Raw genomic sequence first — 23,944 nt, 5'->3', positions numbered from 1 at the left:
TGCGCCACTCCACCCTCCAGGAGGCACCATGGCCAAAAAAGATACCTTCCGCGTGGTCACGCGCGGACGTGATGGGTCGCTGATGATTTCAGACTACCCAACCGTTGAACCGTTAACGCAGTCTCATCAACAAATTGGTTGTGATGATTGCAGTACTGATCTAGCGCTGCGCGGAATGCCGGTCTTTCGTGGTCTCATTGGCCCGATGCCCGAAGGCAAAAACATCGTGCGCTATGAAACGCCCGAGGTCTTCGAAGTGATGACCAAAGAGTGGATGAACGCCAAGCCACGCAAGCGTCGTCGCCGCACGGCCGCGCAAATTGCCGAAGAAGCTGCCTTGGCGCTCGAACTGGAGTCCCAGGCTGCCGAGATGTAACGGCGCTGCGTTGCCATTGGCCGCCTAAGTCTAAAAGTCTGCGCTGCGGTGTGGATGGACTTGCTGGCGTTTTGAAATCGAATGCTGTGCTGCGAATGCCGTTTATTCGGCATGCGTGTCATCGCATCCGATGAGAGCGTTTGCAGCGCAGCTGCCATTGCCGCCCGATCAACGACTCATCGGCGATCATGAAATCTCTGCGAACAACTTGTCCAGCCACTCGCTGGTGCTGGGCAGGTTTCTTGTTGCCGTGGCGGAAACCAGTGGCAAGGTGACGGTGCCATCCCCGCGAATCACGGTGCCGCTGCGCTGGATGCCCGCTTGTTCTGCTGGCAGAAAGATCTCTGCGGCGAGCCGACCTGGGTCATCACCACCAATCTGAATCAAGGCCCGTTGTTCGGTGCCCGCGCTGGGGCAGTTGCCCAGTCGAATGCTGACGGGCCCGGTTTTCGGTGCCAGCCCCGTGATGTCATTGCGACGCCAGCGAAACACATTGCGAATCGATTGAAGCGGGTCAAAACGCAAACAGACCGCTCGCTGCAGGAGCTGAGCGTCTGACTTCGCCGGCCGATTCATCGCTGCAACCCAGCGGCAGAACTGTTCGGCCAGCACGGTTGCCGAGGCGGATTCGAAGGCATTCGGGCCGACCAGAAACACCGTGTAGCTGGCGGTTTGCATCTGTTGCAGCAATGGCTCAACCGTTTCCTCCGCCACGGGTTTTCCACCCGGTTGGTGCAAGGCTTGATTCAGTCGCGTCATCACTGGCAACGTTAGCGTGTGCAGCGAGTGAACCGTCAGCTTGTGGTCTGTAAAACGCGTTGCCAGCCGTGGCAGCGAGTCGGCAAGGTCACCGAGCGAATAAACCAGATCCGCGTGAACCAAGGCATCGCCCAGCGTTGCCGTCAGACTGGTTTCGCGTCCGACCGCTTGATCCCAAGCCTGTTCGCTGGGCGATTGCGGGATCGATAGCCGAAGGCGTCCCTGTTGCATCAAGTCATCGAGTTGTTTCCCCAGTTCGATGGTGGCGCTGCGAAGCGAGACCAGTGGAGGTGCGTCCAGAGATTCCAGCTGCTGAGCGACTTGCGGCACAAGACTGTCCCACCGCGAGGCTTCAAAGCGGTTGTCACCGATTCGGGGCGGCGGTGGATTGAGCGCACTTTGCAGGCCTTGCTCGGCCAGCGAGCAGCGGTGCAGTGTCTTGATGCCGAAGTCTTCTGAATCAGTTTCCGCGACTGTCGTGATGACATCATCACAATGAAGCGAACAGAAAGGGCAAACGATTCGACTCATGAAGAGAACCAGGCAGTGGTGAGGAGCAGCAACCCAGCGGGCGACACACGTCAAGCAGTCGCTTGGGTTTCCACTGTAGCAAATGGGCCCTTGGGCGAAGGGAACAGCAACACAGTGAAGCTGCAGTGATCATCGCCTGCATTGCAAAGGTGAATCGAGAAGATCGAATCACCAGTGGACGCTGCCACTGGTGATCGGATTGATGCATGGACCGAAGGCTCGGCCCCTCAATGACCCAATGTTATTCTTTGGGCTCTTTGCGAAGGTCTAGCCATTCGCTGTGGAAGGTGCCTTCCATGTCCACACGCTTATAAGTGTGGGCACCAAAGTAGTCCCGCTGAGCCTGCAACAAGTTGGCGGGCAAACGAGCAAGTCGATAGCCGTCATAGTAGTTCAGAGCGGTGCAGAATGCTGGCACGGGGATGCCCAGTGTGCTGGCCACTGCGATGACGTTCCGCCATGCTTCTTGAGCGTTAGCGATCGCATCTTTGAAGAAGCCGTCAAGCAACAGGTTTTCCAAATCACCCTGGGCGTCGAAGGCTTCTTTGATGCGATCCAAGAATACGGCGCGAATGATGCAACCGCCACGCCACAGCAAGGCGCACTGACCGTAGTCGAGTTTCCAGTCATGTTCAGCCGATGCGGCTTGCAATTGGACAAACCCTTGCGCGTAGCTGACGATCTTTGATGCGTACAAGGCTTGGCGAACGGCGTCGACAAAGGCATCCTTGTCCCCGATCAGGTCTTTGGCGACTCCACGCAAAGCGGTGTTTTGAGAGTCAGCGGGTCCGGGGAGTTGCTCGCTGGCGCGAACGCGAGCTTCTTTTTGAGCGGAAAGCCCACGTGCGAAGACGGCGGTGGTGACCAGGGTGCTGGGGACGCCGAGGTCCAACGCCAGCTGGCTCATCCATTTTCCTGTCCCCTTTGCTCCGGCCACGTCCAGGATCTTATCGACCAGGAATCCGTCGCCGCCTTGGTCGTCTTTGACGCTGAAGATGTCACGGCTGATCTCGATCAGGTAACTGGCTAGGTCGCCTTCGTTCCATTGTTGGAAGACGTCGTACAGTTCATCGTTGCTTAGTCCACCGACTTCTTTCAGCAGGTGATAGGCTTCGCAGATCAACTGCATGTCGCCGTACTCGATGCCGTTGTGAACCATTTTGACGTAGTGTCCTGAACCGCGAGGGCCAACCCATTCGCAGCAAGGGATGTCGTCGTTGGGGCCAACTTTGGCAGCGATGGCTTGGAACATGTCTTTGACTTCCGGCCACGCGTCGGCGGATCCACCGGGCATCAGGCTGGGGCCTTTCAGGGCGCCTTCTTCACCGCCAGAGACACCACAGCCGACGTACAACAGGCCAGCGTCTTCGACCTTCTTGGTACGGCGTTCGGTGTCCAAGTAATGCGTGTTGCCGCCGTCGATGATGATGTCACCTGGCTCGCACAATGGGATCAGTGAATCGATCAGGGCATCCACAGCGGGGCCAGCCTTGACCAGCATCATCAGTTTGCGAGGTCGTTTGACCGACTTCACAAAGTCTTCGATGGAGTGGGCGCCGACGAAGTTCTTGCCGGCGGCGCGGCCCGCGAGCAGTTCGTCGACTTTACTGGTGGTCCGGTTGTAAACGGCGACCTTATAACCACGGCTCTCCACGTTCAGTGCCAAGTTTTCGCCCATGACTGCCAGACCAATCAAACCAAAATCACAATCGCCGCTCATGTAAACTCTTCTCGCAAAGTAAAGGGAATGACCTAATGAAGATCGTTTGGGGCTCAAACACGCCGGCGGCAAGCTGCCAGGCGCTGGTCATGGTCCCCGGTTCAGTGGGAAGCCTGTCAGTGGGTCCCGTGGATCATCGGGCCGCCGGTCGAATGGGGGTCTCGGGCGAGACTCATGCGACTGGGGCATCGCGCTTCGCTCGTTTCAGGGAGAAACTGGGCGAAAGTAAACTGAGCCCAGATTCTACGGCGGATGACAAAAACGAAAAGGCCCGGCGGCGACAGGCATGGCTCGGAAACACACCGTTTCTCTGAGACAGTGCAATCATGCCGAGAAAACGGAACAGGGTTTGCAGGACTCATGGCGAGGCTTGTAAACGCCGAAACAGCAGTAGGGCAATCCCTCATTGCAGAGGTCGCGACCCCAGGCGTGTTAGTGGAGCTGGCGAATTTGGACGCCGCTATCTGGCCGCAGCGGAGCGATCAGAGGACGCAGAGCGAAACATCTGCGTTTTGTCCATCGCGTTGAGTTGGCGGCCGCACGCCGAGTTTGCCGCCACACACTGCGGCAAGGGGTTTGCGGGAGCCTTTGTTTGACCACCGCGTCAGACGCCCGACAAGAAATGAGTATCAATTTTTGTAATTGACTGATTTTGAGGGGCAATCGGGCAGAAATCCTCCGCAAATTACTCCTAGACGATCTACTTCCTTGCCGTGAGTGGCTCGACTAATTACTGTCATAACTAGTGAATTTCTCCCGAACCGCCGTATTTTGGCGTTTGGACGTTAACAAATCTGGGTCCACCGATGACACGTCTTTTCCGTCTCACGCTCGTCGTAGCCACCGCCCTCGCATCTCTGTCCATTTCCCAGACGACTTGGGGTCAGAATAATGGCGGTATCGGCGGCGGCAACACCACCAACGACTTCGCCCAGCCGATCGCTGGTGTCGATATTGATGCCACTGGCGTCTTGAAAATCCGCATGTTTGATCCGCGTGTCGCCCAGCAGCGTTTGATGGCTGCTCGTCAACAGCGTGGCAACGATCTGATGCGTCCTAGCAAATTGCGAAAGGTTTCGCTGCAACGCCTCGAAGCGGCTGTCAATGCACAGCGTGAGAACGGCGGCGAGATCAGCGATGACCTACGTGCCATGGCTGGTTTGACTTCAATCGATTACGTCTTCTTCTATCCAGAAACCAAAGACATCGTAATCGCTGGTCCTGCAGAAGGCTTTGTCGCCGACCCCACCGATCGATTCGTTGGCATGCAGACCGGCCAGCCCACGCTGCTGCTGGAAGACGTCGTCACCGCTCTGCGTGCCTATGCACCGCAGGCAAAACCGACCAATGTAATCAGCGTTTCCATTGACCCCACCGCTGAAGGCCTGGAGCGTTTGCAACAGTTCCTCGGTTCCATCCGTAACGTGAATCGCGCCATGACCCCGCAAATCGTTGCCGGGCTGAAAAACAACTTGGGCTTGCAGACGGTCACGATCAAAGGTGTTCCAACCAATACTCACTTTGCACGCGTGCTTGTCGAAGCAGACTATCGCATGAAGCTGGTCGGCATCGGACTGGAGCGACTGCCAGTGCGAATGCGGAGCTTTGTCGATCGCTCAACACCCGGTGCTCGTGGCAACAATGCTCTTGAACGCTGGTACTTCCAGCCTCGCTACGATGGCATCTCTGTCAGCGACGACGGCTTGGCCATGAAGATCAACGAACGTGATGTCGAGTTGGTCGGCGAAAACGAACGCGTAGTTGACGGCAAGCGAACCGTTAGCGGACGTGCGAATCCTGCCAGCCAAGGCTTCTGCCGTGACTTCACCGAGAAGTTCCCCGAGATCGCTTCCAAGGTTCGCATCTTCGCTGAAATGCGACAATTGATGAACGTCGCCATCGCAGCGGCCTACATCCAAGAGCAAGATTTCTACACACAGGCTGACTGGAACATGCCAGTGCTGGGCAACGAAGACGCGTTTTCCGTCGGTACCTACAACGCTCCTGAGCAAGTCGAAACGGCTGTCAATGCGGTCTGGCGTGGCAACCAATTGATGACTCCCCTGGGTGGCGGCGTGCAAATGCAGCCTCGCAAAGCACTGTCTTCCAGCGCCGTTAGCGTTGACGCAAGCGGTGACAACAAGCGGATTCTTGGCGAATCAGGTCCCGAAGGCTTGAAAGACGGTCAATGGTGGTGGGACTGATTTGACTCGCCGAGTCAAAACGTTTTCCATTGCAGCAAAATCAAGATACACTGGCTGTCGCAAACCCTGTGACAGCCGGTGTTTTTTATGCGCCCACCCACCGACACTGCCGACGATCCCATCGATGCTCTGCTGCATTCAGAAGCATCGACTGCTGATCAGTTGATGCCCTGTCCGTATCTCGATGATCAACTTGCCTGCCTGCCGTTGCGGCTGCCCCGAGGCTCGCTTTCGGGCGTCGACGTTGATCTACTCTTAGCCACTGGCTTTCGGCGTTCAGGACTGTTCTGGTATCGCACCCGCTGTCCTGCCTGCAACCAGTGCGTCCCCGTTCGCGTTCCGGTCCATACCATGCGGCCTTCGCGTTCCCAGCGGCGAGTGGTTAAACGAGCCCAGGTCGATCTTAAGCGGCAGGTCGAAGTTCCTCGCAGCGATGCGGTGCGGTTGGAACTCTTCAATCGACACCGTCTTGAACGTGGATTGGGTGAACGGGCTCTGTCCATGCAGGACTACGAGGAGTTCTTGGTCCACAGCAGCGCCGTGTCGCTGGAACTCTCCTTCTGGCTGGGGCAGAGATTGGTGGCGGTTTCCATCGCCGACCTGGGCGAGCAATCGATCAGTGCCGTTTACACTTACTTTGCCCCCTCCTACAGCAAGTATTCGCTGGGGACCCTGGCCGTTTTGCAATTGGCGGATTTGGCCGCATCCTGTCAACGCGAGTTGCTGTACCTGGGATATTACGTTCGTGCCAATCCGCACCTGAACTACAAAGCGCGATTCAAACCCCAGCAATGCCTGCGGGATGGGCAGTGGCAGGACCACCAGGAATCAGCCTTGCTGTGAGCGTGCGACCGAGAGCGGTCTCGCGACAAATTGTTTGATTTCGCTGCAGCAGGATCGCTCAGTGTCGCCGCAGCGGGAGAGAGTTCGGGAAAAAAACGCTTTGGCACAAGATTTTCATTGCCCAACCGTGGCTAAAACCAAATCATCACAGTGAAGCCAGCCCGGTCGGTGCTAGTGTGAAGGGGGCTGCAGGCAAGGAAATCGGGTTCAGATCGCGTTGTTGGACGTGCGGCTGGGTTTGTGGGGCAAAGACCCAGGTCCTCCGGGATGCACCAGCCGATCCAACACTCCATCATCCGTCTGAGTTGCTTGCTGGGTTGATTCCAGGGCCGAATGCGGGACTGCTTGCCTGTACCCCGCGCTGGCTTTACCTTATCTACAGTTTTGTTCTGGCACTTGGTGCATTCCATTGTGTCACGTCACTCAAACGGAGTTTCTCGCATGCGTCACGGCATCCTGATCAGAAAAGGTACGCACTGGAAGGATTCTCACAGACGGAATTCTTACCGTGGGCGGGCGATTGGCTTGAGAGGCATTTTCGCGATCGGCGCTTTGGCGGTGCTGTTGTTCAGTGCGTCCACGGTTGAGGCTCAGTTCGGGCAGCCTGCTGTGACTGATCAGCCACAACCGCGTCCGGTGACGCCGGGCATCGCTTCCGGTGGTGGCGCGATGGCTGACTTTACTTCGTTGATGAATTTGATTGAACAGACCATTGCTCCCGATTCATGGGAGAACTTGGGCGGGAGCAGCACCATGGCCCCTTATCCGCAGGGAGTGATGGTGGATCCCAAGGGGACCGCTGGCGAGGTCAGCAAAGCATCGGCCGCCAGTGCTGATGGATTCAAAGAGTTTCGCCGCCGGTTACTGGTTTCGCCTCCGGGTGGCATTAGCAATCGCGATTGGTCGGCTCCCGCCGCACTGCGCTGCGTGTCGCTGAAACGTTTGCATCAAGCGACCGTGGCCAGTCGAAAAGCGAATGAACCGATTGGCATCGAGATTCGCCATCTGGCGGGGCTTAGCGTGATCAAGTACATCCTCTTTACCGAAGACGACGTGGTGATCGCTGGTCCGGTGGGCGGCATCGAGCTGCGTGGTGATTGGTTGGCCGATGCCGTTACTGGTCGTGTCCCCATTCGCAATGACTTTTTGGCACGCTGCATGGCTTCGTCGATGCAGAATCGTCCGTTTGGTTGCACCATCGATCCGACTCCCCAAGGGTTGCAGAATGCAATGGGCGTCGGGCAGTCCATACAAAGCAAACAGATGCCGATCACCAAGGCCGCCGATGCCATGGAAAAAGCGCTGGGCATGCAGCGCGTGGAGGTCTTTGGAACACGAGACAACTCCGCCATCGCGATGTTGATGGTTGTCGCGGATCGACACATGAAGCAGCTTGCGCTCGAAGAAGCAGAGATGCCCGAAGGCGTTGAGACCTACTTTGATGCCGTCACCCACTTCATCGCCCAGGGGCCGCCCAGTGATGTCTTTATGCGGCTTTGGTTTAAATCCAGACCGATGGCTGTACGCTGTGATCGTGAAGAGAAAATCTTTGAAATCGCTGGTTTGCCGATTGAGCTCAGTGGCGAAAATCAGCGTGCCTTGGCGAACGGCCAACGTGGCAATGTCATGCGAGATCCACGCAGCGAACGCTTTGTCGAAAACTTCAATCGTCACTTTTCAACGATCTGTGATCGCTATCCCGTGTACAGTTCCCTGGAGTCGCTGTACCGCGCCGCGGCGGTTGCCAACATCATTCATCGGTTTGGCGACGATCGGATCGACCAGCTTGCCGAAGCATTCATTGCCGAGGACGCGCACACTGATTGGAAGCTGCGAGCACCCAAACAAGTCGAATCCATCGCAGCGATGCATACCGTTCGGCACCGCACCAAGCGGCATCATATCTTGGTCGCCAGCGGCGGCGTCTGGGTTTCGCCTGGCGAAAGCGTGAAGCAGGAGCCGATCATTTACGCTTCGCTGGAACAAGAAAATCGGCTGATCGATTTGCAGCCCGAGGACACACAGCGCTGGTGGTGGGACGCGGCAAGATAAGCGGCAGCAAGAGTGCCTCTGGAGTCACCACTTGCCAGTGATCCGCTTCGCTTCGCTGTGCCGCGATCTGCTTGTCTAGGATGCCACTCTGATCGATTAGGTGTCAGGGTTGGCAACCAAGGCCAAGAATTGCTGCACGTGCTCTTCGGTTGTCGCGAACGATGTGACCAGGCGGTACAGCGAATGACCGGTGGGAATCTTGTTGGCTTGGTCCGCCGGGACCGGCCATGGATAGAAGCAGGCACCGCGCGCTTGCAACGAATCTGCCAGGGCTTGCGGCATGGTGACGAAGAGCTCGTTGCTTTGGCACTGCCAGGCAATTTGCACTTCGCTTGATGACCATAAACCGCGCGCCAATGCATCGGCCATCTCGTTGGCTCGCGTGGCCAGGCGAATCCACAAGTCATCGTTCAAGTAAGCGTGGAACTGTGCCGCGATGAAACGCGTTTTGGAGAAGAGTTGCGCAGCACGCTTGCGAATGAACGGCAGTTCCTTTGCCTTTTCGGGATTGAAGAACACGATGGCCTCAGCACACCAGCAACCGTTCTTGGTGCCACCGAACGAGAGCACATCGATACCGCTTTTCCAAGTCATCTCTGCTGGGGTGCAGCCAAGTCGAACCAGTGCATTTGCGAAGCGAGCCCCGTCCATGTGCAAGGGCAGGCCGAATGAGTGCGTGTGTTCGGCAATCAGAGCGAGCTCGTCACAGGTATACACCGTGCCAACTTCAGTGGCCTGAGTCAAACTGACCGCCATGGGTTGACCATGGTGGACAAAATTGGGGTCAAGCCGTTTGAGCCCAGTGTGCAAGGCATCGGGATCAATCTTACCGAGCGGACCATCGATCGGGGCCAGGCGAGCACCTGAAGTGAAAAACTCCGGGGCTCCACACTCGTCTTCAATGAGGTGCGCCTCACGGTGGCAAAGCACAAATCCGCCGGGCCGATTCATGGAGCTTAACGCTAGCGAATTGGCAGCGGTGCCTGTTCCGACAAAGAAGACCGCGACCTCTTTTTCAAACAGATCGTTGAAGCGTTGCTCTAGCCCTTTATCGAGGTCACTTTCGCCGTACGCCGGCGAGAAGCCTTCGCTATGTTGGCGAAGCGAATCGGCGACTTCGTCTGCAGCACCGGCCCAATTGTCACTGGCAAAAAACATGCGTGAATTCCTGTCATCACTCCACGGACGCGGCGAGGCAACCGCGGCCTCGCGAAGTGCGAAATGTAGCCGGACCACGCTAACTTTTCACCCGGTGCGCAGTGGTTAACGATCGAAGGTCGATTTATTGCGCAAAATATGGTGATAATGTTGGGCAAAGCGGTGCGATTCGTCTCGCACGTACTGCAACAGACGCAGTGCAAAAGAGTGTTTGGAAAGTCGGATCGGATCGCTTTCCCCAGGGCGGAAAATCTCTTCGTCGCGCTTGGCCAAAGAAATCACCGTCGGCGGTGTAATCTGCTGATCGCGGAACGCGGCCATTGCGGAACTCAGTTGTCCCTTGCCACCGTCGATGAGCAGGAGATCAGGAAACATCTCTTGTTTGTCGCTAAGCCCCCGGAATCGACGCGAGACCACTTCGTAGATGCTGCGGAAATCATCGATGCCATCGACGTCCCTGATTTTAAAGCGGCGATAGCCTGGTTTGAACGGCAAGCCATCGATGAATTGCACCAAGCTGGCAACGGTTTCGCCGCCACCCAAGTGTGCAATGTCGACACCCTCGATGATGCGCGGCGTTTCACTCAGCCCAAGCACTTGGCGAAGCCCGGTGAGGCCTTTTTGCGGATCAACATAAAACACTTCCGGTTGGGCGTGAGTGTCCAGTTCACCGCGCTCGTCAAGTCGCTGGAGCATGTGAATCTCATCGCGGAGCACGGCAGCTTTCTCGAATTCCATGGCCTTGCTAAGCGCCATCATGTCCGCTTGCATTTCCTTGATCAGCTTGCGCTGGCCTCCATCGAGGAAGGTTTGCAAGCGGCGAATGTCTTTGCGGTAGTCTTCTTTACTGATCCGCAAGTTACAGGGGGCCGAGCACTGGTCGATTGCGGCTAACAGGCAGGGCCGAAACCACTTCCAACGTTCGTCCGACTCGCTAATGTCAAGCGAACAGGTGCGGAACTTGAAGATGCGTTGCAGAACCTGAATGGCACCGCGCAGGGCTCCGGCGCTTGCGAACGGGCCGTAGAGTTTGACGCCTTTGCTACGCGGTTCGCGTGTGACTTCGACCAGTGGAAATTCGTCCCGAGTCGTGATCATCAAGTACGGAAAGGTCTTGTCGTCTTTCTGTTCCTTGTTGTGCCTGGGACGAACGTCTTTGATTAGACGCGATTCCATCAGCAACGCATCGACTTCACTTTCGGCATCCAAGTAGTCGATGTCAGCGATCTCGTGCACCCAGTTGGCGGTGCGTGCGTCTTCGCCAGCGGCCTTTAAGAAATAGCTTCCGGCGCGCGAGCGCAAGTTCTTCGCTTTGCCAATGTAGATTACCTGTCCCGTTTCGTCTTTCATCAAGTAGACGCCGGGTGACTGCGGGAATGTCTTTACCTTGGTCGCCGCGTATTCGAACCCCTGTGGTTCGTCTGGTGAATCGTCAGATGGAGTGGTCATCGGTGACAGTGGGTCCACACGTGCTTGAGAAGTCTCTCTTCGCTGGCCGTTGATCAGCGAGGAGCACCGCGCCGCTGGGCTGGCCAGGTGCCAGCGTCATGCGCAGGCGAGATTGCTGCGGGGCTGCATTCCATTTGAATGGGTCTGGCGATCACTTTTTGGTCAGCGACCAATCCTTTCGTTGCCGGCTGCTGGGAATGCCCATACGTTTGCGATACTTGGTCACCGTACGGCGTGCGACAGTCATGCCTTGTTCGGCCAGTTTCTTGACGAGCGAGTCGTCGCTTAACGGTTCACCTTTATCTTCGTTGTCGATTAACTCTTGTAATTTGAGTCGAATGGTCACCCAGGCGACATCTTCACCGTCGTCCGTCTGCGTGCCTCCGACGAAGAGTCGATCCAGAGGAATGATGCCGCGTGGCGTCTGCATCCACTTGTCGTTGACCGCACGGCTGACCGTGGTGACGTGGACGCCGACCTTTTCAGCAATCTGTTGCATCTTCAGCGGCTCGATCGCCTCGGGGCCTTCGTCGAAGAATCGTTTTTGGTGCGCAACAATCGCTTCGGCAACACGCGTCAACGTGCTGCGCCGCTGTTGAATGGCCTCGATCAGCCACTGGGCACTGTTGACTTTGCGTTTGATGAACTCGCGTTCTTCAGGCGAGCAACTGGGGTCTTGAAGCCGACGACGGTAGTAGTCGCTGACATTCAATGAAGGCACGCGATCGTCATCGAGTCGAATCTGATAGTTGCCTTCTTCGTCTTGTTCCAAAATGATGTCTGGGGTCACACTGGGAACATGCGTTTCCAAAAATTGTGAACCGGGCTTTGGATTCAAAACTTGCAGCTCATCACGAACCGTCTGAATCAGTTCAATGGAGTATCCAGTGGCTTTTTGGATTTGTGGCAAGCGGTTGGCTGCCAAATCTTCCAAGTGGCGACTGATCAAAACTTCCATTTCTTCGTAGTGCTCGAACTCGGGACGAAGTTGCATCAGCAAACATTCGCTCAAGCTGCGAGCGGCGATCCCGGTCGGTTCAAGCGACTGCACGATCTGCAACGCTCGTTCGGCGACTTCGTAATCCGCCGCGCTATGGTCGCTGGTCAACAAGTCGGCCAGCGGTGTTTGCAAGTAACCGCCGGTGCGCGCATCAAGCGTGCTGATGATGCGTTCAGCAATCCGTTCGGCATCATCGTCAATGTCCAGTTCAGCGAGCTGATGCAGCAGGTAGTCGTTCAATGACTCTGGACGGCTCTGGGCGTTGGCCATCAAGTCATGGCGACGATCGGCATCGTCTTGCATTTGGTTGCTGCTGCGCCGAAACGGTTCGTCAAAGGTGTTGGGCAGCTCCGGAGTAATGTTCTCCAGACGCTCGAAGTCATCCTTGTTGTCGCTGTTGTCGTTGACGACCAGCTCGCGCTCGTCTTCGCTGCGGTTATCGTTCGGGCTGCGTTGGTCGGAATCATCGTCGGCGACGATTGGTTCGACTTCGGTTTGTTCGAGAAGCGGATTTTCGGTGAGCTCTTGTTCGATCCGTTCCTGCAGCGCAAGCATCGGCAGCTGCAGGATCTCCATCGACTGGATCATCCGCGGAGCAAGTGTTTGTGTCTGCTTCAGTTCGGGCCGTAGGCCCATCGACATTCGCATTCCACTCATCGGGTCATCATTCCATTGGAAACAAGGTTACATCTCACCTGCAGTCATCATACCGCCTAAACGGTTGAGACCGCAGCATCACCTTCCCAGTGGCCTGCATTTTTTGTGCCAATTGGTGTGTTTCCGACCGGGATGACCGGTTTTAGGGAAGATCACAGAGCCTGTCGGCCCGTCAACGCGTCGGCAATCATCTCGCGATTGGCATATTCCAACACGCTTCCAGCGGTGATTCCCCTGGCCAGTCGGGTGAGCTGGACAGGGTATTCTGCGAGTTGGTTGCTCAGATACAACGCCGTGCCGTCGCCCTCGACGGTCGGATTGGTGGCCATGATGACCTCCACAAAATTGCCTGTCCGAACGCGATCCACTAAGGGTTCGATGGTTAACTGGTCCGGACCAATGCCATCGAGCGGAGCAATCCTGCCGAGCAGAACATGATAGACCCCAGAGAAGGCCTGGGACTGTTCCAAGCTCATCAGGTCGCGAGGTTGCTCGACCACGCAGAGCCGAGTTTGATCGCGTTGAGGATCTTGGCAAATGCTGCACAGTTCGTCTTCACACAGATTGAAGCAGGCCTTGCAGTAGTGGACGTCACTGCGAATCCGACGAATGGCATCGGCAAGCGCATAGGCTTCGGATTCAGGGACGCGAAGCAGATGGAACGCCAGGCGCTCGGCGCTTTTGCGGCCGACTCCGGGGAGTCGACAGAGCTGGTCGACCAGATTGGAGACTGCTCCGGCGTGCTTTTCCTGATCTTTCATTTCTGGAAAACAGCCTTTCTTAGTGTCCTGTCATCGTGGTCAAGAACCCGTCAATGCCGGGAATGTCCAGATTCATTTCGGTAGCCATTGCCTTGATCGCGCTGGCGTACTCGGCCTTGGCCTTTTTGCCGGCTTCGTTGGCCGCGTCGGTGATCGCTTGCTGCAGTTTCGCGTTGGGAATGCCTTCGACAGTGATCTCCGTCTTTTGAACCTGACCGGTGCAATTGCAAGTCACCGAAACATGTCCGCAGCCAGAGCTTCCGGTCACGAACGTTTCCTTCATGCGCAGATTGAGTTCTTCCATCTTGCCTGGCAATTCCTTGAAGGATGCCATCAACGCAGCGATGTTGCCGAGATTTCCTAGTCCTTTGAACATATCAGTCTTGCCGGTCAGTTTATGTGTTGGGGAAATGACGCGTTGGGAACACCCGTCTTTTGCATGCAGGATGCAATCAGATTGCCAAGGCAACAAAGACTAGCATTTAGGAGTCACGACGACATCTGGCTTTCCCGATGTTTAGCGAATCCGCTTGGTGAAGGCAAGCGTGGGCCCAGCCAATCGCCGCATCGCTGGCCGACAAACCTGTTTTCTGATCAGCCGGCGTCAGGTCAACGCAACACACCCGATCTGCGTTTTTTCCGGGTTCGGCCTCGGTTTGCGTTGACCAATCCGTGTGTCATGTCGGGGGCGATAGCCATCCCAAGCGCTTGCTGACAGATTGTCTGGGAGTCCGACTCCACCCAACCGGTGGAAACCGGCTGAATGACCCACAACCAGAGGCTTTGTGGTTAAACTGGCAGTGAACTCAGTCATCCATCAGCGGCTTGTCTCGCATCAATGGCTTTGCCAGCGCATTCAGGTCCGCTCACCGGGATGGGGACTGAGTCTCTTCAACTGCCCAGCCAGCCTGCCCAGCCAACCTGCCCAGCCAACCTGCCCGTCAAGCCCTTCCTCGCAACCCTGCCTGCCTCCATGCCGAACTCTTTAGGTCGTTGTGCGACGTTTCTCATTTGCGTTCTGTCCAGTGCGTTTTGCTGGGCTGATCCTCCCAGTCGTGATCAGACCACAGGGGGTGATCGGGGTTCGGCAAGTGCACCCCGGACGATCGCTGCAGCGGGAGCCGCAAAATCATCTGCACCCCAAAGCGCTGTGTGGAACGAATTTCGCGGCCCCAATGGCAGTGGTGTCGCCCTGGCTGATCTGCCGTCAACGTGGAGCGAGATAGAGAACTTGGCCTGGAAAACGCCGTTGCCAGGCAAGGGCAGCAGCAGTCCGGTGGTTTGGAAGGGACGCATTTATTTAACGGCCTACACAGGATATGGCTTGGACTTTACCGAGCCCGGTCAGCGGGAATCGCTGAAGCTTCATGTCTTGTGTTTGCAATTGAGTGACGGCAAATTGCTGTGGGACTGCCCGATCGATCCCGCATCGGCAGAACAAGCATACGGCAAGCGAGTGGCGGAGCACGGTTACGCTTCGCCGACGCCTTGTGTTGATGACAGCGGCGTGTACGCCTACTTCGGTCCCAGCGGTCTGGTCGCGCTGTCTCATCAAGGGACGCTCCGCTGGCGGCGTGATCTGGGAATCAACACCACTGGTTTCGGCGCTGCTGCCAGTCCCATCTTGTATCAAAACACGGTGATTCAAAATGCTTCCATCGAGTCCGGGACGATGTTCGCGTTGGACAAAGCCACGGGCGAAACGGTTTGGCAGAATGATCAGATCGTTCGCTCCTGGACCACGCCAAGCTTGGTCACGCTGAAAGATGGATCGGAGGAATTGATCTGCAACCAGAAGGACGCGATCCTGGGGCTAGATCCAAAAACGGGACAGCAGCTTTGGACCTGCCACGCGATCGAAGACTACATCGTCCCACGCGTTGTCACGCATCAGGGTTTGCTTTATTGCAGCGGAGGACGCACCAATCGCACCTTTGTTGTCCGTCCTGGCGGTCGCGGCGAGGTCGAAGCCTCTCACATTGTCTGGCATCAACCGCGCGGTGCCAATGTGACCAGTCCGATTGTGGTGAACGAACATTTGTTTTGGTCTCACGATAAATCCATCGCGCTCTGCCTGCGGATTGCCGACGGCGAAGAAGTCTTTCGCGAGCGGATGCCGACGCGAAGCCGCGTGTATGGTTCCATCGTCAGTGATGGCCAGAAACTGTTTCTGACGACGCGTGATAAAGGAGTCCTGGTGCTGGATGCTTCGCCCGAATACAACGAATTAGCGCTCAATCAGCTGGGCAGCGAGGATGAAAGTTTTAATGCCAGTCCAGCGATCGCAAATGATTGCCTGTTGTTGCGGAGTGATCGTTGTTTGTACTGTATCAAGAAACCATAAACGTTGGGCTGTCTGGACACATCGCATTCGTTTTCGTCTCCTCATCAATCACACTCGGATGGTTTCTCACCATGCAACTTCGCTCTTTCCCGTTTCTGTTAACCGTTTGCATTGCGACCTTTTTGGCATCCCCAGTCATGGCGGACCCGCCGCCTGCGTTGAAGGTTCCCAGCGCCGATGCGGAGAATCCGCAGGACATGAAGGCGTATAACGAGGTCATTGAGCACACCGAGCTGACGATACCGATGGTGCCGATTGCCGGCGGTTCGTTCACGATGGGTAGCCCGAGCACTGAGGCCGATCGTAGCGATGATGAGGGCCCACAGCGAACCGTTGAACTTGCCCCCTTTTGGATGGGCAAGTGTGAAATCACTTGGGATCAGTTCGATGTCTACAACGAGTCCGTTGACCAACGCATGCGACAGGTGTTTGGTCGCCAGGCCAACGAGCGAGATCTGGCGGTTGATGGTGTGACCAAACCGACTGAGCCCTACACCGATATGAGTTTCGGCATGGGACGCGGCGAGTATCCAGCGATCTGCATGACCCAGCACGCTGCCAAACAATACTGCCAGTGGCTTTCAGCAAAGACGGGGCGTTACTATCGTTTGCCGACCGAGGCGGAATGGGAATATGCTTGTCGTGCTGGCACCAAGACCGCCTATTCGTTTGGCGACGATGCCGGGAAATTAGGTGACTATGCTTGGTTTGACGACAACAGCCAAGCGAACTATCAGCCCGTGGGAACCAAGAAGCCGAACCCTTGGGGTTTGCACGACATGCACGGCAATGTTTCCGAATGGGTGCTCGACCAGTACACACCGTACCAATCCATTCAGTCAAACGAGAACCCACTGGCCATTCCGAGCACTCTTTTTCCTCGCGTCGTGCGTGGTGGTGGTTGGGACGATCAGCCCCAGGCATTGCGCAGTGCGGCTCGCCGGGCGTCCAGCGAAGAATGGAAAGAACAAGACCCTCAAGAGCCACAGAGCATTTGGTACCATACCGACGCTCTGTCAGTGGGCTTTCGTGTCGTGCGTCCCTTGCAGGTGCCCACCGATCAGCAGCGCAGTGAAAAGTGGGACAAGTCAGCCCCCGTTCAGCTTGACCCGGAAGATTAGCTGACACGCCGCAGCGAAGCTTCATTTGATCTTTTCTCCTTTGCTTCCTTGATTCCTTTCCTTCATCATCCCCGATCGTTTCCTTCCTCATTTGATCATCCGCCATGACCAACTCCAATCGACGTCGTTTCCTAAAAACGTCCACCGCCGTTGCTGCAGCTGCCACCACGCTTACCGCGGCTCAGAATGTTCACGCCGCAGAGAACAACACCATCCAAGTCGGCTTGGTGGGATGCGGAGGGCGAGGCACTGGGGCCGCCAAGCAAGCTTTGTCGGTCAACAATGGCCCGATCAAGCTGGTGGCTTTGGGCGATGTCTTTGAGAACAAGATCAAAAGCACGCACACGGCTTTGGACGGCAACAAAGATGTGGGTGAAAAGGTTGATGTTCCGCCGGAACGTCAGCACACCGGTTTTGATGCTTACAAGCAAGTCATGGATGGGCTTGAGCCCGGTGATGTGGTGATCTTGGCCACCCCGCCAGCTTTTCGCTGGGTGCACTATCAGTACGCGATCGCCCGTGGGCTGAACGTCTTCATGGAAAAGCCCGTGACCATTGACGCGCCGACTTCGGTGCGCATGTTGGAAATCAACAAAGAAGCCTTGAAGCGGAATTTGAAAGTCGGTGTCGGATTGATGTGCCGACACTGCAAGGTCCGCCAGGAACTGTTCGATCGAATTCAAAGTGGAGAGATCGGCGACTTGATGATGTTGCGGGCCTATCGCATGGCTGGCCCGACCGGTTCAGCGGCCGCTCCACCGAACACCGGTGACCAGAGCGATTTGGTGTATCAGATTAAAAACTTCCACGGGTTCCTCTGGCTCAGTGGTGGGGCCGTGAGTGATTTCTTGATTCACAATATCGATGAATCGTGCTGGATGAAGAACGCTTGGCCGGTCAAAGCCATCGCCTGCGGTGGCCGTCACTATCGTGGTGACAGTGTGGATCAAAACTTTGACACCTATTCGATCGAATACACGTTTGCCGATGGGGCCAAGTTGTTTGTTGACGGCCGGACGGTCCCCGGATGCAAACGAGAGTTCGCCAGTTTCGCTCACGGGACCAAGGGCTCGGCGATCATCTCGACGGCGTCGCACACGCCGGCGAAAAGCCGCATTTATAGCGGACAGAACTTTGTCGATTCCGATCTGGTCTGGTCAGGGGCGCAGCCTGAACCCTATCCCTATCAAGTGGAATGGGATGACTTGATTGCTGCGATTCGCGAAGACAAACCGTACAACGAAGTCGAACGCGGTGTGATGGCCAGCGCTGTCACAAGCATGGGCCGTATGGCGGCGCACACCGGCCAGGAAATCACTCTGGATCAGTTCATGAAACATGATCACGAGTTTGCGCCCGACCTGGAAAACCTGACACTTGATTCGCCTTCGCCATTGCCAGCCAATGATCAAGGCAAGTACAGCATTCCTATGCCGGGATTGGTGAAAAAACGCGAGTACCTTTAAAGCGTTTAGTAGGGATGGTCGCCGGATTCAAAATCCACCAATTGCATTTGGTGTTCGATGAGGATCTGCGAGCAGGTAATGCCGCGGCGACGCATCTCTTGTGCAATGTCTCTGGCACGCCAGGACATCGGGATCAAGATGATGTCCGCAGGGTGGTGCAGGAGCACATTGGGCGACTGAATGCATTGCCCTGTGCCGGGCACGTAGGTGTTCCATTTATCGCTATCACTGTCAACCACACAGGGGAACCGGTTGGAATCAACGCCACAGAGGTTCATGAACGAGGACGCTTTGCCCGTGCCACCCCAGACGGCAACGCGAACGTCGCGACGGGCCAACACGTCTAGCTGAGCGCCGATGTTGGTTAGCGCTTGCTGCGAACTTTGCAGGTGTCCCAATGTCTCAGCTGCGGCTTCTTTCATTTTCCGCTCGGGCGGATAGTTGATCACCGCTCCCAGGACTTCGTCACAGTAGTATCGGTCAAGCGATTCGATCACGCCGCCGACTCGATACAGCATCGCACGCAACGAGGATGTCGTGAAGTGCGAGTTGTGTTCGTAGTAATAATCTGACAAGCGGCAGATGCTGATGGCTCGGTCGACGCAGGGGACTTCCAAGTACATGCGGACCGGCGTTGTGCCGACGGAGGCAACCACGGCGATCTGTTCCAAGAACCGCATCGGTTGCTGCAAGTGTTCTAAGACATGCCGGCAGATGATGATGTCTGGACGCAGTTGCCGCAGATGCGTGTTGGGCTCAAACAATTCACCGCGAAACTCAACGCCATCTTCGGTCACGGAGGCAGCATTGGGGTCAAAGCCATAGAACTTGCCCGCCGGCATCGATTTTGCCATTTCACGTAACAGCGAACCATCACCGCAACCAATTTCAACCACGACCGGTGTGGCCGGCAAACTGCGCAGCAGCAACTGTCGAATCGCTTGCAGGTGGCCTTTCCAGTACGTGCCTTGATTGAACATCAAGTTTGACTTGCGAGTGTACGGCACGTCGGCGTAGGTGAACGACTTATTGAAGACATGACCGCAATGGATGCAGCGCACGAAGTGGTGCGGGTAGATTCGCATGGCTTTCGCTTCTGATTCGCTCATCGGCCACCAGATGGTGGCTAGCGGTCGCTTGTCGGGCTCTAGAAACGTCGTCACTCCCTGTCGGCCGCAGGCAACGCATTCAACAAGATCGACGTCTTGGTTTCTGGCGGCACCTGTCCCGATGACTCGAAACGGGCGAGCGGGAGCCAATCGTGTGTCTATACTCATCTATCCCACCCTCTTTTGGCGACTTTCGTGGCCGAGCTGCATAAATAATTGTTTCAGTTCTTCTGCCGCGATCGCATTGTCAAACAAACAGTCGCTGCGTTCCTGGATTCTTTGGCGGATGCTGTGTCGCTGATCGGGGTTGTTGGCAATCTGCAACGCAAGGTCAACGAAGTGCTGTTCGTCGCGGGCGACACAGTCATCCATCTGCATCATCCGATAACAACCCTCGGTGACTCGGCCTCGCATAAAGCGTCCTGGCAGCGTGACCAGCGGCAGTCCCATGCCCAACGCTTCATACGCCGTCGCGCCAGCACCGAAGTGCAGCGTGTCAAGCAACACATCGCAGGCTCTGGACAGGGAATCAAAGTCTTCACGCGGCATGCGAGGGAAAATCTTGATTCGATCCATGACCTCAGGGATCGACTGCTTGAATCGTTCTCTTAGCAGATCAGCATGCGATTCATGCATGCCACCGACCAAGGCGATCACTGCCTGGTCATCGCGACGCAGGATTTCAGCGAGCAGAGAGTCGTAATCTGGGTGCAACTTAAAGATGCTCTGTAAACAGCCGTAAAGGCGCTGCTGGTCTGTAAACCCAAACGCTTGGCGGTCTTTCTGGGGCGGTGTCACGTGAGGCCGCTTGTAGACGACGGGCATCGTTTTCAGCGTGATTAACGACTCGCTGTAGTGTTGTTCCGCCTCGGGCGGCTCGATGAGTTCACTGCTTAGGAAATAGTCAACCGCCGCGATCCCGGTGGTGACTGGAACGCCCCAAGACGCAACCTGAATCGGTGCCGCTTGGAAGAACGGTAGATAATAGTTGAAACAGTCTGTCCCGATTTCGCAGTGATACAGCACATCGGCGCTAAGAGAGCCGATGGCTTTGGCGGACTGTTCAACCTGTTCATTGATGATCAGGTACTGAACTTGCGGTGGCAGTTGACGCTGAAGCGTGGCGTGGTTTTGCCGAAAACAGGCCACTGTCACTCTAAACTCGCCACATTCAATCAGCTGTTCAATCGCTCCGCCCATGAATCGCACCAGCATCTGGTCTCGATCCAACGCCAATGGGAAACACAGATGGATCGGCGAACCGATCACATGCTTGGCAGATTGCTGGTAGGCCGGTGGCGCAGCGGGCTGGCCAACCATGTCGGCGAAGGCTTGCTTGAGCGGTCGATCATCGCGACCATGATACGGCAAGTAAAACGGAGCGACCAACTGATGGGTCATCAGACGCTGAACGTTGTCGATCAGGTTCAAGCCTGACGATCGATCCAGTTGATCGACCAGCGTGTGTCGATAGTTGTCGATCTGGTCCGTTGACTGGCTGATCACCGGACAAATGCTGCTTGTCAGGATCTCTAGCAGGTCCCGGTCGTCGTCTGCCAAAACGCTCTGGTATGCGTTTGTGATAAAGCTGGGCTCGGCACGGTCGGTCAATGCGTTGCGTAGGTTACGCCACAAGGACGACCGCTGAGGAGCATTTTGGAGCACGGTTTTGAATTGCCCGATCGCATCGTCGACTTTGCCTAGCCGCGTTTGGACCAGTCCCAAGTTGCTGCGTGCTTCTACCAGGCCAGAGTCAATCCGCAAGGCCTTGTTCAGCGAGCTGTGTGCTTCGTCCAGCATGCCTTCTCGCAGATACAATGCGCCCAAGTTTGACAGCGGTCGAGGGTCCCGTTTGGCCGATTTGATCGCCAGTCCCAAGTACTTGACGGCTTGGTCAACCTGTCCGGCGTGGCCTAATTGGTTGCCCAAGCCATTGAGTGCATTGGTGTGATTGGGTTGCAAGCGAACCGCGGCGCGGTAACTGCGGATTGCTTCGTCACCTTTACCGATCGCTGCATAGGCTGCGCCCAAGTTGGCATGGGCGTCCGGCATGCCAGCGTCGATTTGCAAGGCCTGCTGAATCAGTGGGATGGCCGAGTCTTGTTGGCCTGATTGATGCCCAATTAGCCCCAGGAGATGCCAGGCATCGGCATGCAAGGGGTTGAGCTCAATGACTTGCTGATAGATCTTCGCGGCGGCGACAAAATCACCCGCTTGATGGTGCCGCAACGCAACGCCCATCGCCTCACCCACGGTGTCGGTGATTTCTGTGTGGTCCGTTGATTCCCGGCCATTGCGTTTGGCTAACGGGAATGTCTCTAACGGTCCGGGCATCAGGGAAGTTTTTCTGGATGAAGGCATAGCGTCCGTTTCGGTAATGTTTAACGGAGCCATTGAAGCCAATCATGGCTTTGGCTGATTGCCCTCCAGCCTTGAATCTGTTGGTCTGACCCCTAAAGAGATCAAGCCAGTTTTGCCGGTTAAATGGCTTGTAAAGACGTTGCCATTGGAAGGTTCCAGCGGCAGCGATCTGGCGGCATGATTTACCGAGTCAATTGATGGGCAAAGGCGATCAGCAGTCGTTCCAGCGGGCTCATCGAAGCTCGTTCTTCCAAGATCTTACGAGCCAATTTGGGCTCGTCGGTGATCAGGTTGTCGACTCCCCGGCTAAGCATTCGCGAGATGGTTGCTGAATCGTTCACCGTCCAGACCGCCACTTCCTTGTCACGTTGGTGAGCGTGCAGAACGAAGGCCTGTGTGGCCAAGCTGGTGTTGACGGCCAGAAAGTTGACGTCTTTTCTGGTCAGGTCACCGATGGCAACCGCCGTCAGTAAACCAACGTACCAATCCGGTCGCAGACGCCGCACCATGGCAACGGCATTGGCGTCCAGGGACATGATCGCCACCTGATCCTGCATCCCGTGTGCTTCGACCAGGTCGATCACGCGCTGCTCTAGATCTTGATCGTGTCCGTAGTACTTCAGTTCGATGTTGACCTTGATCTTGCCTTGGCATCGTTTCAGCACATCGGCAAGCAGCGGCACGCGTTGGTCTGAGAACTCTTTGGAAAACGAAGATCCGATGTCAATGGAACGAATTTGGTCCGACGTCATGTTCCAGACTTTAACGGGTGGACCGCCAACCTTCATCAAGTCACTGTCATGGATCACCACCACAGCACCGTCGCTGGTTTCCTGGACATCGATCTCGACCCAGTCTGCTTGGTCTTCAATGGCCGCCTCAACCGATGCCATTGAATTTTCCGGTGCGCGTCCGGAGGCACCGCGGTGGGCGGTCACAGCCACGTGATCATTCAATTCAAACGAATGGATCGCCCAGGCGCCGATCAAGCTGGCGCCGATTAAAAACAGCACGAACACCGCCGCCACGCGCCCCCGAGTCAAACGCAGGCCGCTTTTTTCAATCTCATGTTCATCGGGCAAGGTCAGTGTGTTTCCCCGCATTCCCCAGACGCTGTAGACAGAAACCAGCACGGAGGAAAAACTCATCACGCCCAGCAGGCTGAGTGCGTAATGCGTGACGCTCCACAGGATAACGACGGTTCCCAGCGAAAAAGCGAGTCGATAAAGCGAACCGGGTGAGTTGGGAACGATGAATTCGCCCACCTGCAACGTGATGGCGTTGATCGCAAGGCTTAGGCAGAAAAACGCGACCAGCCAAAGCAGGACCGTTGTGATGATCTGTTTCTCATGTCCCTTCAGCCGCTGCCGACTGGCGTGCAAACACTCAGCAGCCGGATGACGCTCGAACAGCAACAGTGGTAACGCGACAAACCAATGGGCAATCGAGCGAGCCACCAACACAATCATCACCGCCAGCAGGGAACCGATCATGCCACAAGCGGCGTAGAACTTGGGGGGCTTTTCGGTCAGGTAGTAGTTGATGTCATGGTCGGTCAACATCAACCAGTAAACCGCACCGCCGACGGCCAAGAAGGGAAGGCACAAGAGTGCTAATCGCCAGATGATGGAGACCGAGACAATGAATAGGTTGGCCGCGTTGCGATAGGCGAATGCGACACTTGATAACACACCCACTTTTAGACCTTGCTGGCTGGAAAAGCCGATCGTCATCAGCAGGGATTGTTGCAGCAGCAACGTGGCGATGAACGTACCGCCGACGATAAAAAGCGTCAGCCAGCCGATGGGATGCAGAAAGAAGGTCGCAATGTCGGTGTCTGCCAGAATCTCGCGACCGGAGAGCGTAAGGAACAAGCGAAACAGCAGACTCACAAGCGGCGTTAAGATGATAAACGCGATCAGCTTTGAAAAGAGGTCCGCGACCAGCAGTGACTTCCAGCTAGAGCGGATGATCGAAAGAACGGATTGAAACACTGGCGTGCCCCTCAATGATGACCAATGCGCCTTGATGGA

17 protein-coding genes are annotated in these 23,944 nt (G+C 56.1%); 7 read left to right on the top strand and 10 right to left on the bottom strand.

Going from position 1 to position 23,944, the window contains the following annotated elements:
- Positions 1–28 precede the first annotated feature (28 nt).
- Positions 29–376, top strand: coding sequence for a hypothetical protein (locus tag SV7mr_RS13250; RefSeq protein ID WP_145272814.1), 348 nt, complete (start codon positions 29–31; stop codon positions 374–376).
- A 186-nt stretch (positions 377–562) separates the two neighbouring features.
- Here SV7mr_RS13250 and SV7mr_RS13245 read toward each other — a convergent pair whose 3' ends face one another.
- Together SV7mr_RS13245 and gnd are read right to left on the bottom strand one after the other, a co-directional pair.
- Positions 563–1,666: a molybdopterin-binding domain-containing protein gene (locus SV7mr_RS13245; RefSeq protein WP_145272811.1), complete on the bottom strand. Its 1,104-nt coding sequence runs from the start codon at positions 1,664–1,666 to the stop codon at positions 563–565.
- Between the two features lie 241 nt (positions 1,667–1,907).
- The gene (gene gnd / locus SV7mr_RS13240; RefSeq protein WP_145272808.1) at positions 1,908–3,386 is read right to left on the bottom strand and encodes a decarboxylating NADP(+)-dependent phosphogluconate dehydrogenase; all 1,479 of its coding nucleotides are present in this window, start codon (positions 3,384–3,386) and stop codon (positions 1,908–1,910) included.
- Positions 3,387–4,192: 806 nt separating this feature from the next.
- Here gnd and SV7mr_RS13235 point away from each other — a divergent pair.
- The 3 genes from SV7mr_RS13235 (at position 4,193) to SV7mr_RS13225 (ending at position 8,485) form a co-directional block, all read left to right on the top strand.
- The gene (locus tag SV7mr_RS13235; RefSeq protein ID WP_145272805.1) at positions 4,193–5,590 is read left to right on the top strand and encodes a DUF1598 domain-containing protein; all 1,398 of its coding nucleotides are present in this window, start codon (positions 4,193–4,195) and stop codon (positions 5,588–5,590) included.
- A gap of 87 nt (positions 5,591–5,677) precedes the next feature.
- On the top strand, positions 5,678–6,433 hold the full coding sequence (locus SV7mr_RS13230; RefSeq protein WP_145272802.1) for an arginyltransferase: 756 nt from the start codon (positions 5,678–5,680) through the stop codon (positions 6,431–6,433).
- Positions 6,434–6,958: 525 nt separating this feature from the next.
- On the top strand, positions 6,959–8,485 hold the full coding sequence (locus SV7mr_RS13225; protein ID WP_419187345.1) for a DUF1598 domain-containing protein: 1,527 nt from the start codon (positions 6,959–6,961) through the stop codon (positions 8,483–8,485).
- A gap of 96 nt (positions 8,486–8,581) precedes the next feature.
- Here the strand turns inward: SV7mr_RS13225 and SV7mr_RS13220 are convergent, their stop codons facing one another.
- The 5 genes from SV7mr_RS13220 to SV7mr_RS13200 all read right to left on the bottom strand — a co-directional run bounded on the left by SV7mr_RS13220 (position 8,582) and on the right by SV7mr_RS13200 (position 13,886).
- Positions 8,582–9,643 (bottom strand): threonine aldolase family protein, encoded by a 1,062-nt coding sequence (locus tag SV7mr_RS13220; protein ID WP_145272796.1) that lies wholly within the window; start codon positions 9,641–9,643, stop codon positions 8,582–8,584.
- Between the two features lie 105 nt (positions 9,644–9,748).
- The gene (locus SV7mr_RS13215) at positions 9,749–11,092 is read right to left on the bottom strand and encodes an excinuclease ABC subunit UvrC (protein ID WP_145272793.1); all 1,344 of its coding nucleotides are present in this window, start codon (positions 11,090–11,092) and stop codon (positions 9,749–9,751) included.
- 151 nt (positions 11,093–11,243) lie between these two features.
- Entirely contained in the window at positions 11,244–12,749 is a 1,506-nt protein-coding gene (gene rpoN / locus SV7mr_RS13210; RefSeq protein ID WP_473163637.1) for an RNA polymerase factor sigma-54, read from the bottom strand.
- Positions 12,750–12,901: 152 nt separating this feature from the next.
- Positions 12,902–13,510, bottom strand: a complete 609-nt coding sequence (recR, locus tag SV7mr_RS13205; RefSeq protein WP_145272790.1) for a recombination mediator RecR — start codon at positions 13,508–13,510, stop codon at positions 12,902–12,904.
- Between the two features lie 19 nt (positions 13,511–13,529).
- The gene (locus SV7mr_RS13200) at positions 13,530–13,886 is read right to left on the bottom strand and encodes a YbaB/EbfC family nucleoid-associated protein (protein ID WP_145272787.1); all 357 of its coding nucleotides are present in this window, start codon (positions 13,884–13,886) and stop codon (positions 13,530–13,532) included.
- Positions 13,887–14,660: 774 nt separating this feature from the next.
- On the opposite strand from SV7mr_RS13200, the gene SV7mr_RS13195 reads away from it, so the two are divergent.
- From SV7mr_RS13195 to SV7mr_RS13185, 3 genes are all read left to right on the top strand, one after another.
- Complete coding sequence (locus SV7mr_RS13195; protein ID WP_419187344.1) at positions 14,661–15,854, top strand: outer membrane protein assembly factor BamB family protein; 1,194 nt, start codon at positions 14,661–14,663, stop codon at positions 15,852–15,854.
- A gap of 71 nt (positions 15,855–15,925) precedes the next feature.
- The gene (locus SV7mr_RS13190) at positions 15,926–16,975 is read left to right on the top strand and encodes a formylglycine-generating enzyme family protein (protein WP_145272781.1); all 1,050 of its coding nucleotides are present in this window, start codon (positions 15,926–15,928) and stop codon (positions 16,973–16,975) included.
- Positions 16,976–17,079: 104 nt separating this feature from the next.
- Complete coding sequence (locus SV7mr_RS13185) at positions 17,080–18,441, top strand: Gfo/Idh/MocA family protein (protein ID WP_145272778.1); 1,362 nt, start codon at positions 17,080–17,082, stop codon at positions 18,439–18,441.
- 5 nt (positions 18,442–18,446) lie between these two features.
- Here SV7mr_RS13185 and SV7mr_RS13180 read toward each other — a convergent pair whose 3' ends face one another.
- The 3 genes from SV7mr_RS13180 to SV7mr_RS13170 form a co-directional block, all read right to left on the bottom strand.
- Entirely contained in the window at positions 18,447–19,718 is a 1,272-nt protein-coding gene (locus SV7mr_RS13180; protein ID WP_145272773.1) for a class I SAM-dependent methyltransferase, read from the bottom strand.
- Complete coding sequence (locus tag SV7mr_RS13175) at positions 19,719–21,884, bottom strand: tetratricopeptide repeat protein (RefSeq protein ID WP_419187343.1); 2,166 nt, start codon at positions 21,882–21,884, stop codon at positions 19,719–19,721.
- A 209-nt stretch (positions 21,885–22,093) separates the two neighbouring features.
- Entirely contained in the window at positions 22,094–23,905 is a 1,812-nt protein-coding gene (locus SV7mr_RS13170; RefSeq protein WP_145272764.1) for a glycerophosphodiester phosphodiesterase, read from the bottom strand.
- Positions 23,906–23,944 lie beyond the last annotated feature (39 nt).

Source organism: Stieleria bergensis, assembly GCA_007745635.1.
Classification (GTDB): Bacteria; Planctomycetota; Planctomycetia; order Pirellulales; family Pirellulaceae; genus Stieleria; species Stieleria bergensis.
The sequence above is the reverse complement of the archived record's forward strand: the minus strand, read 5'-3'. Positions and strand labels throughout refer to the sequence as shown.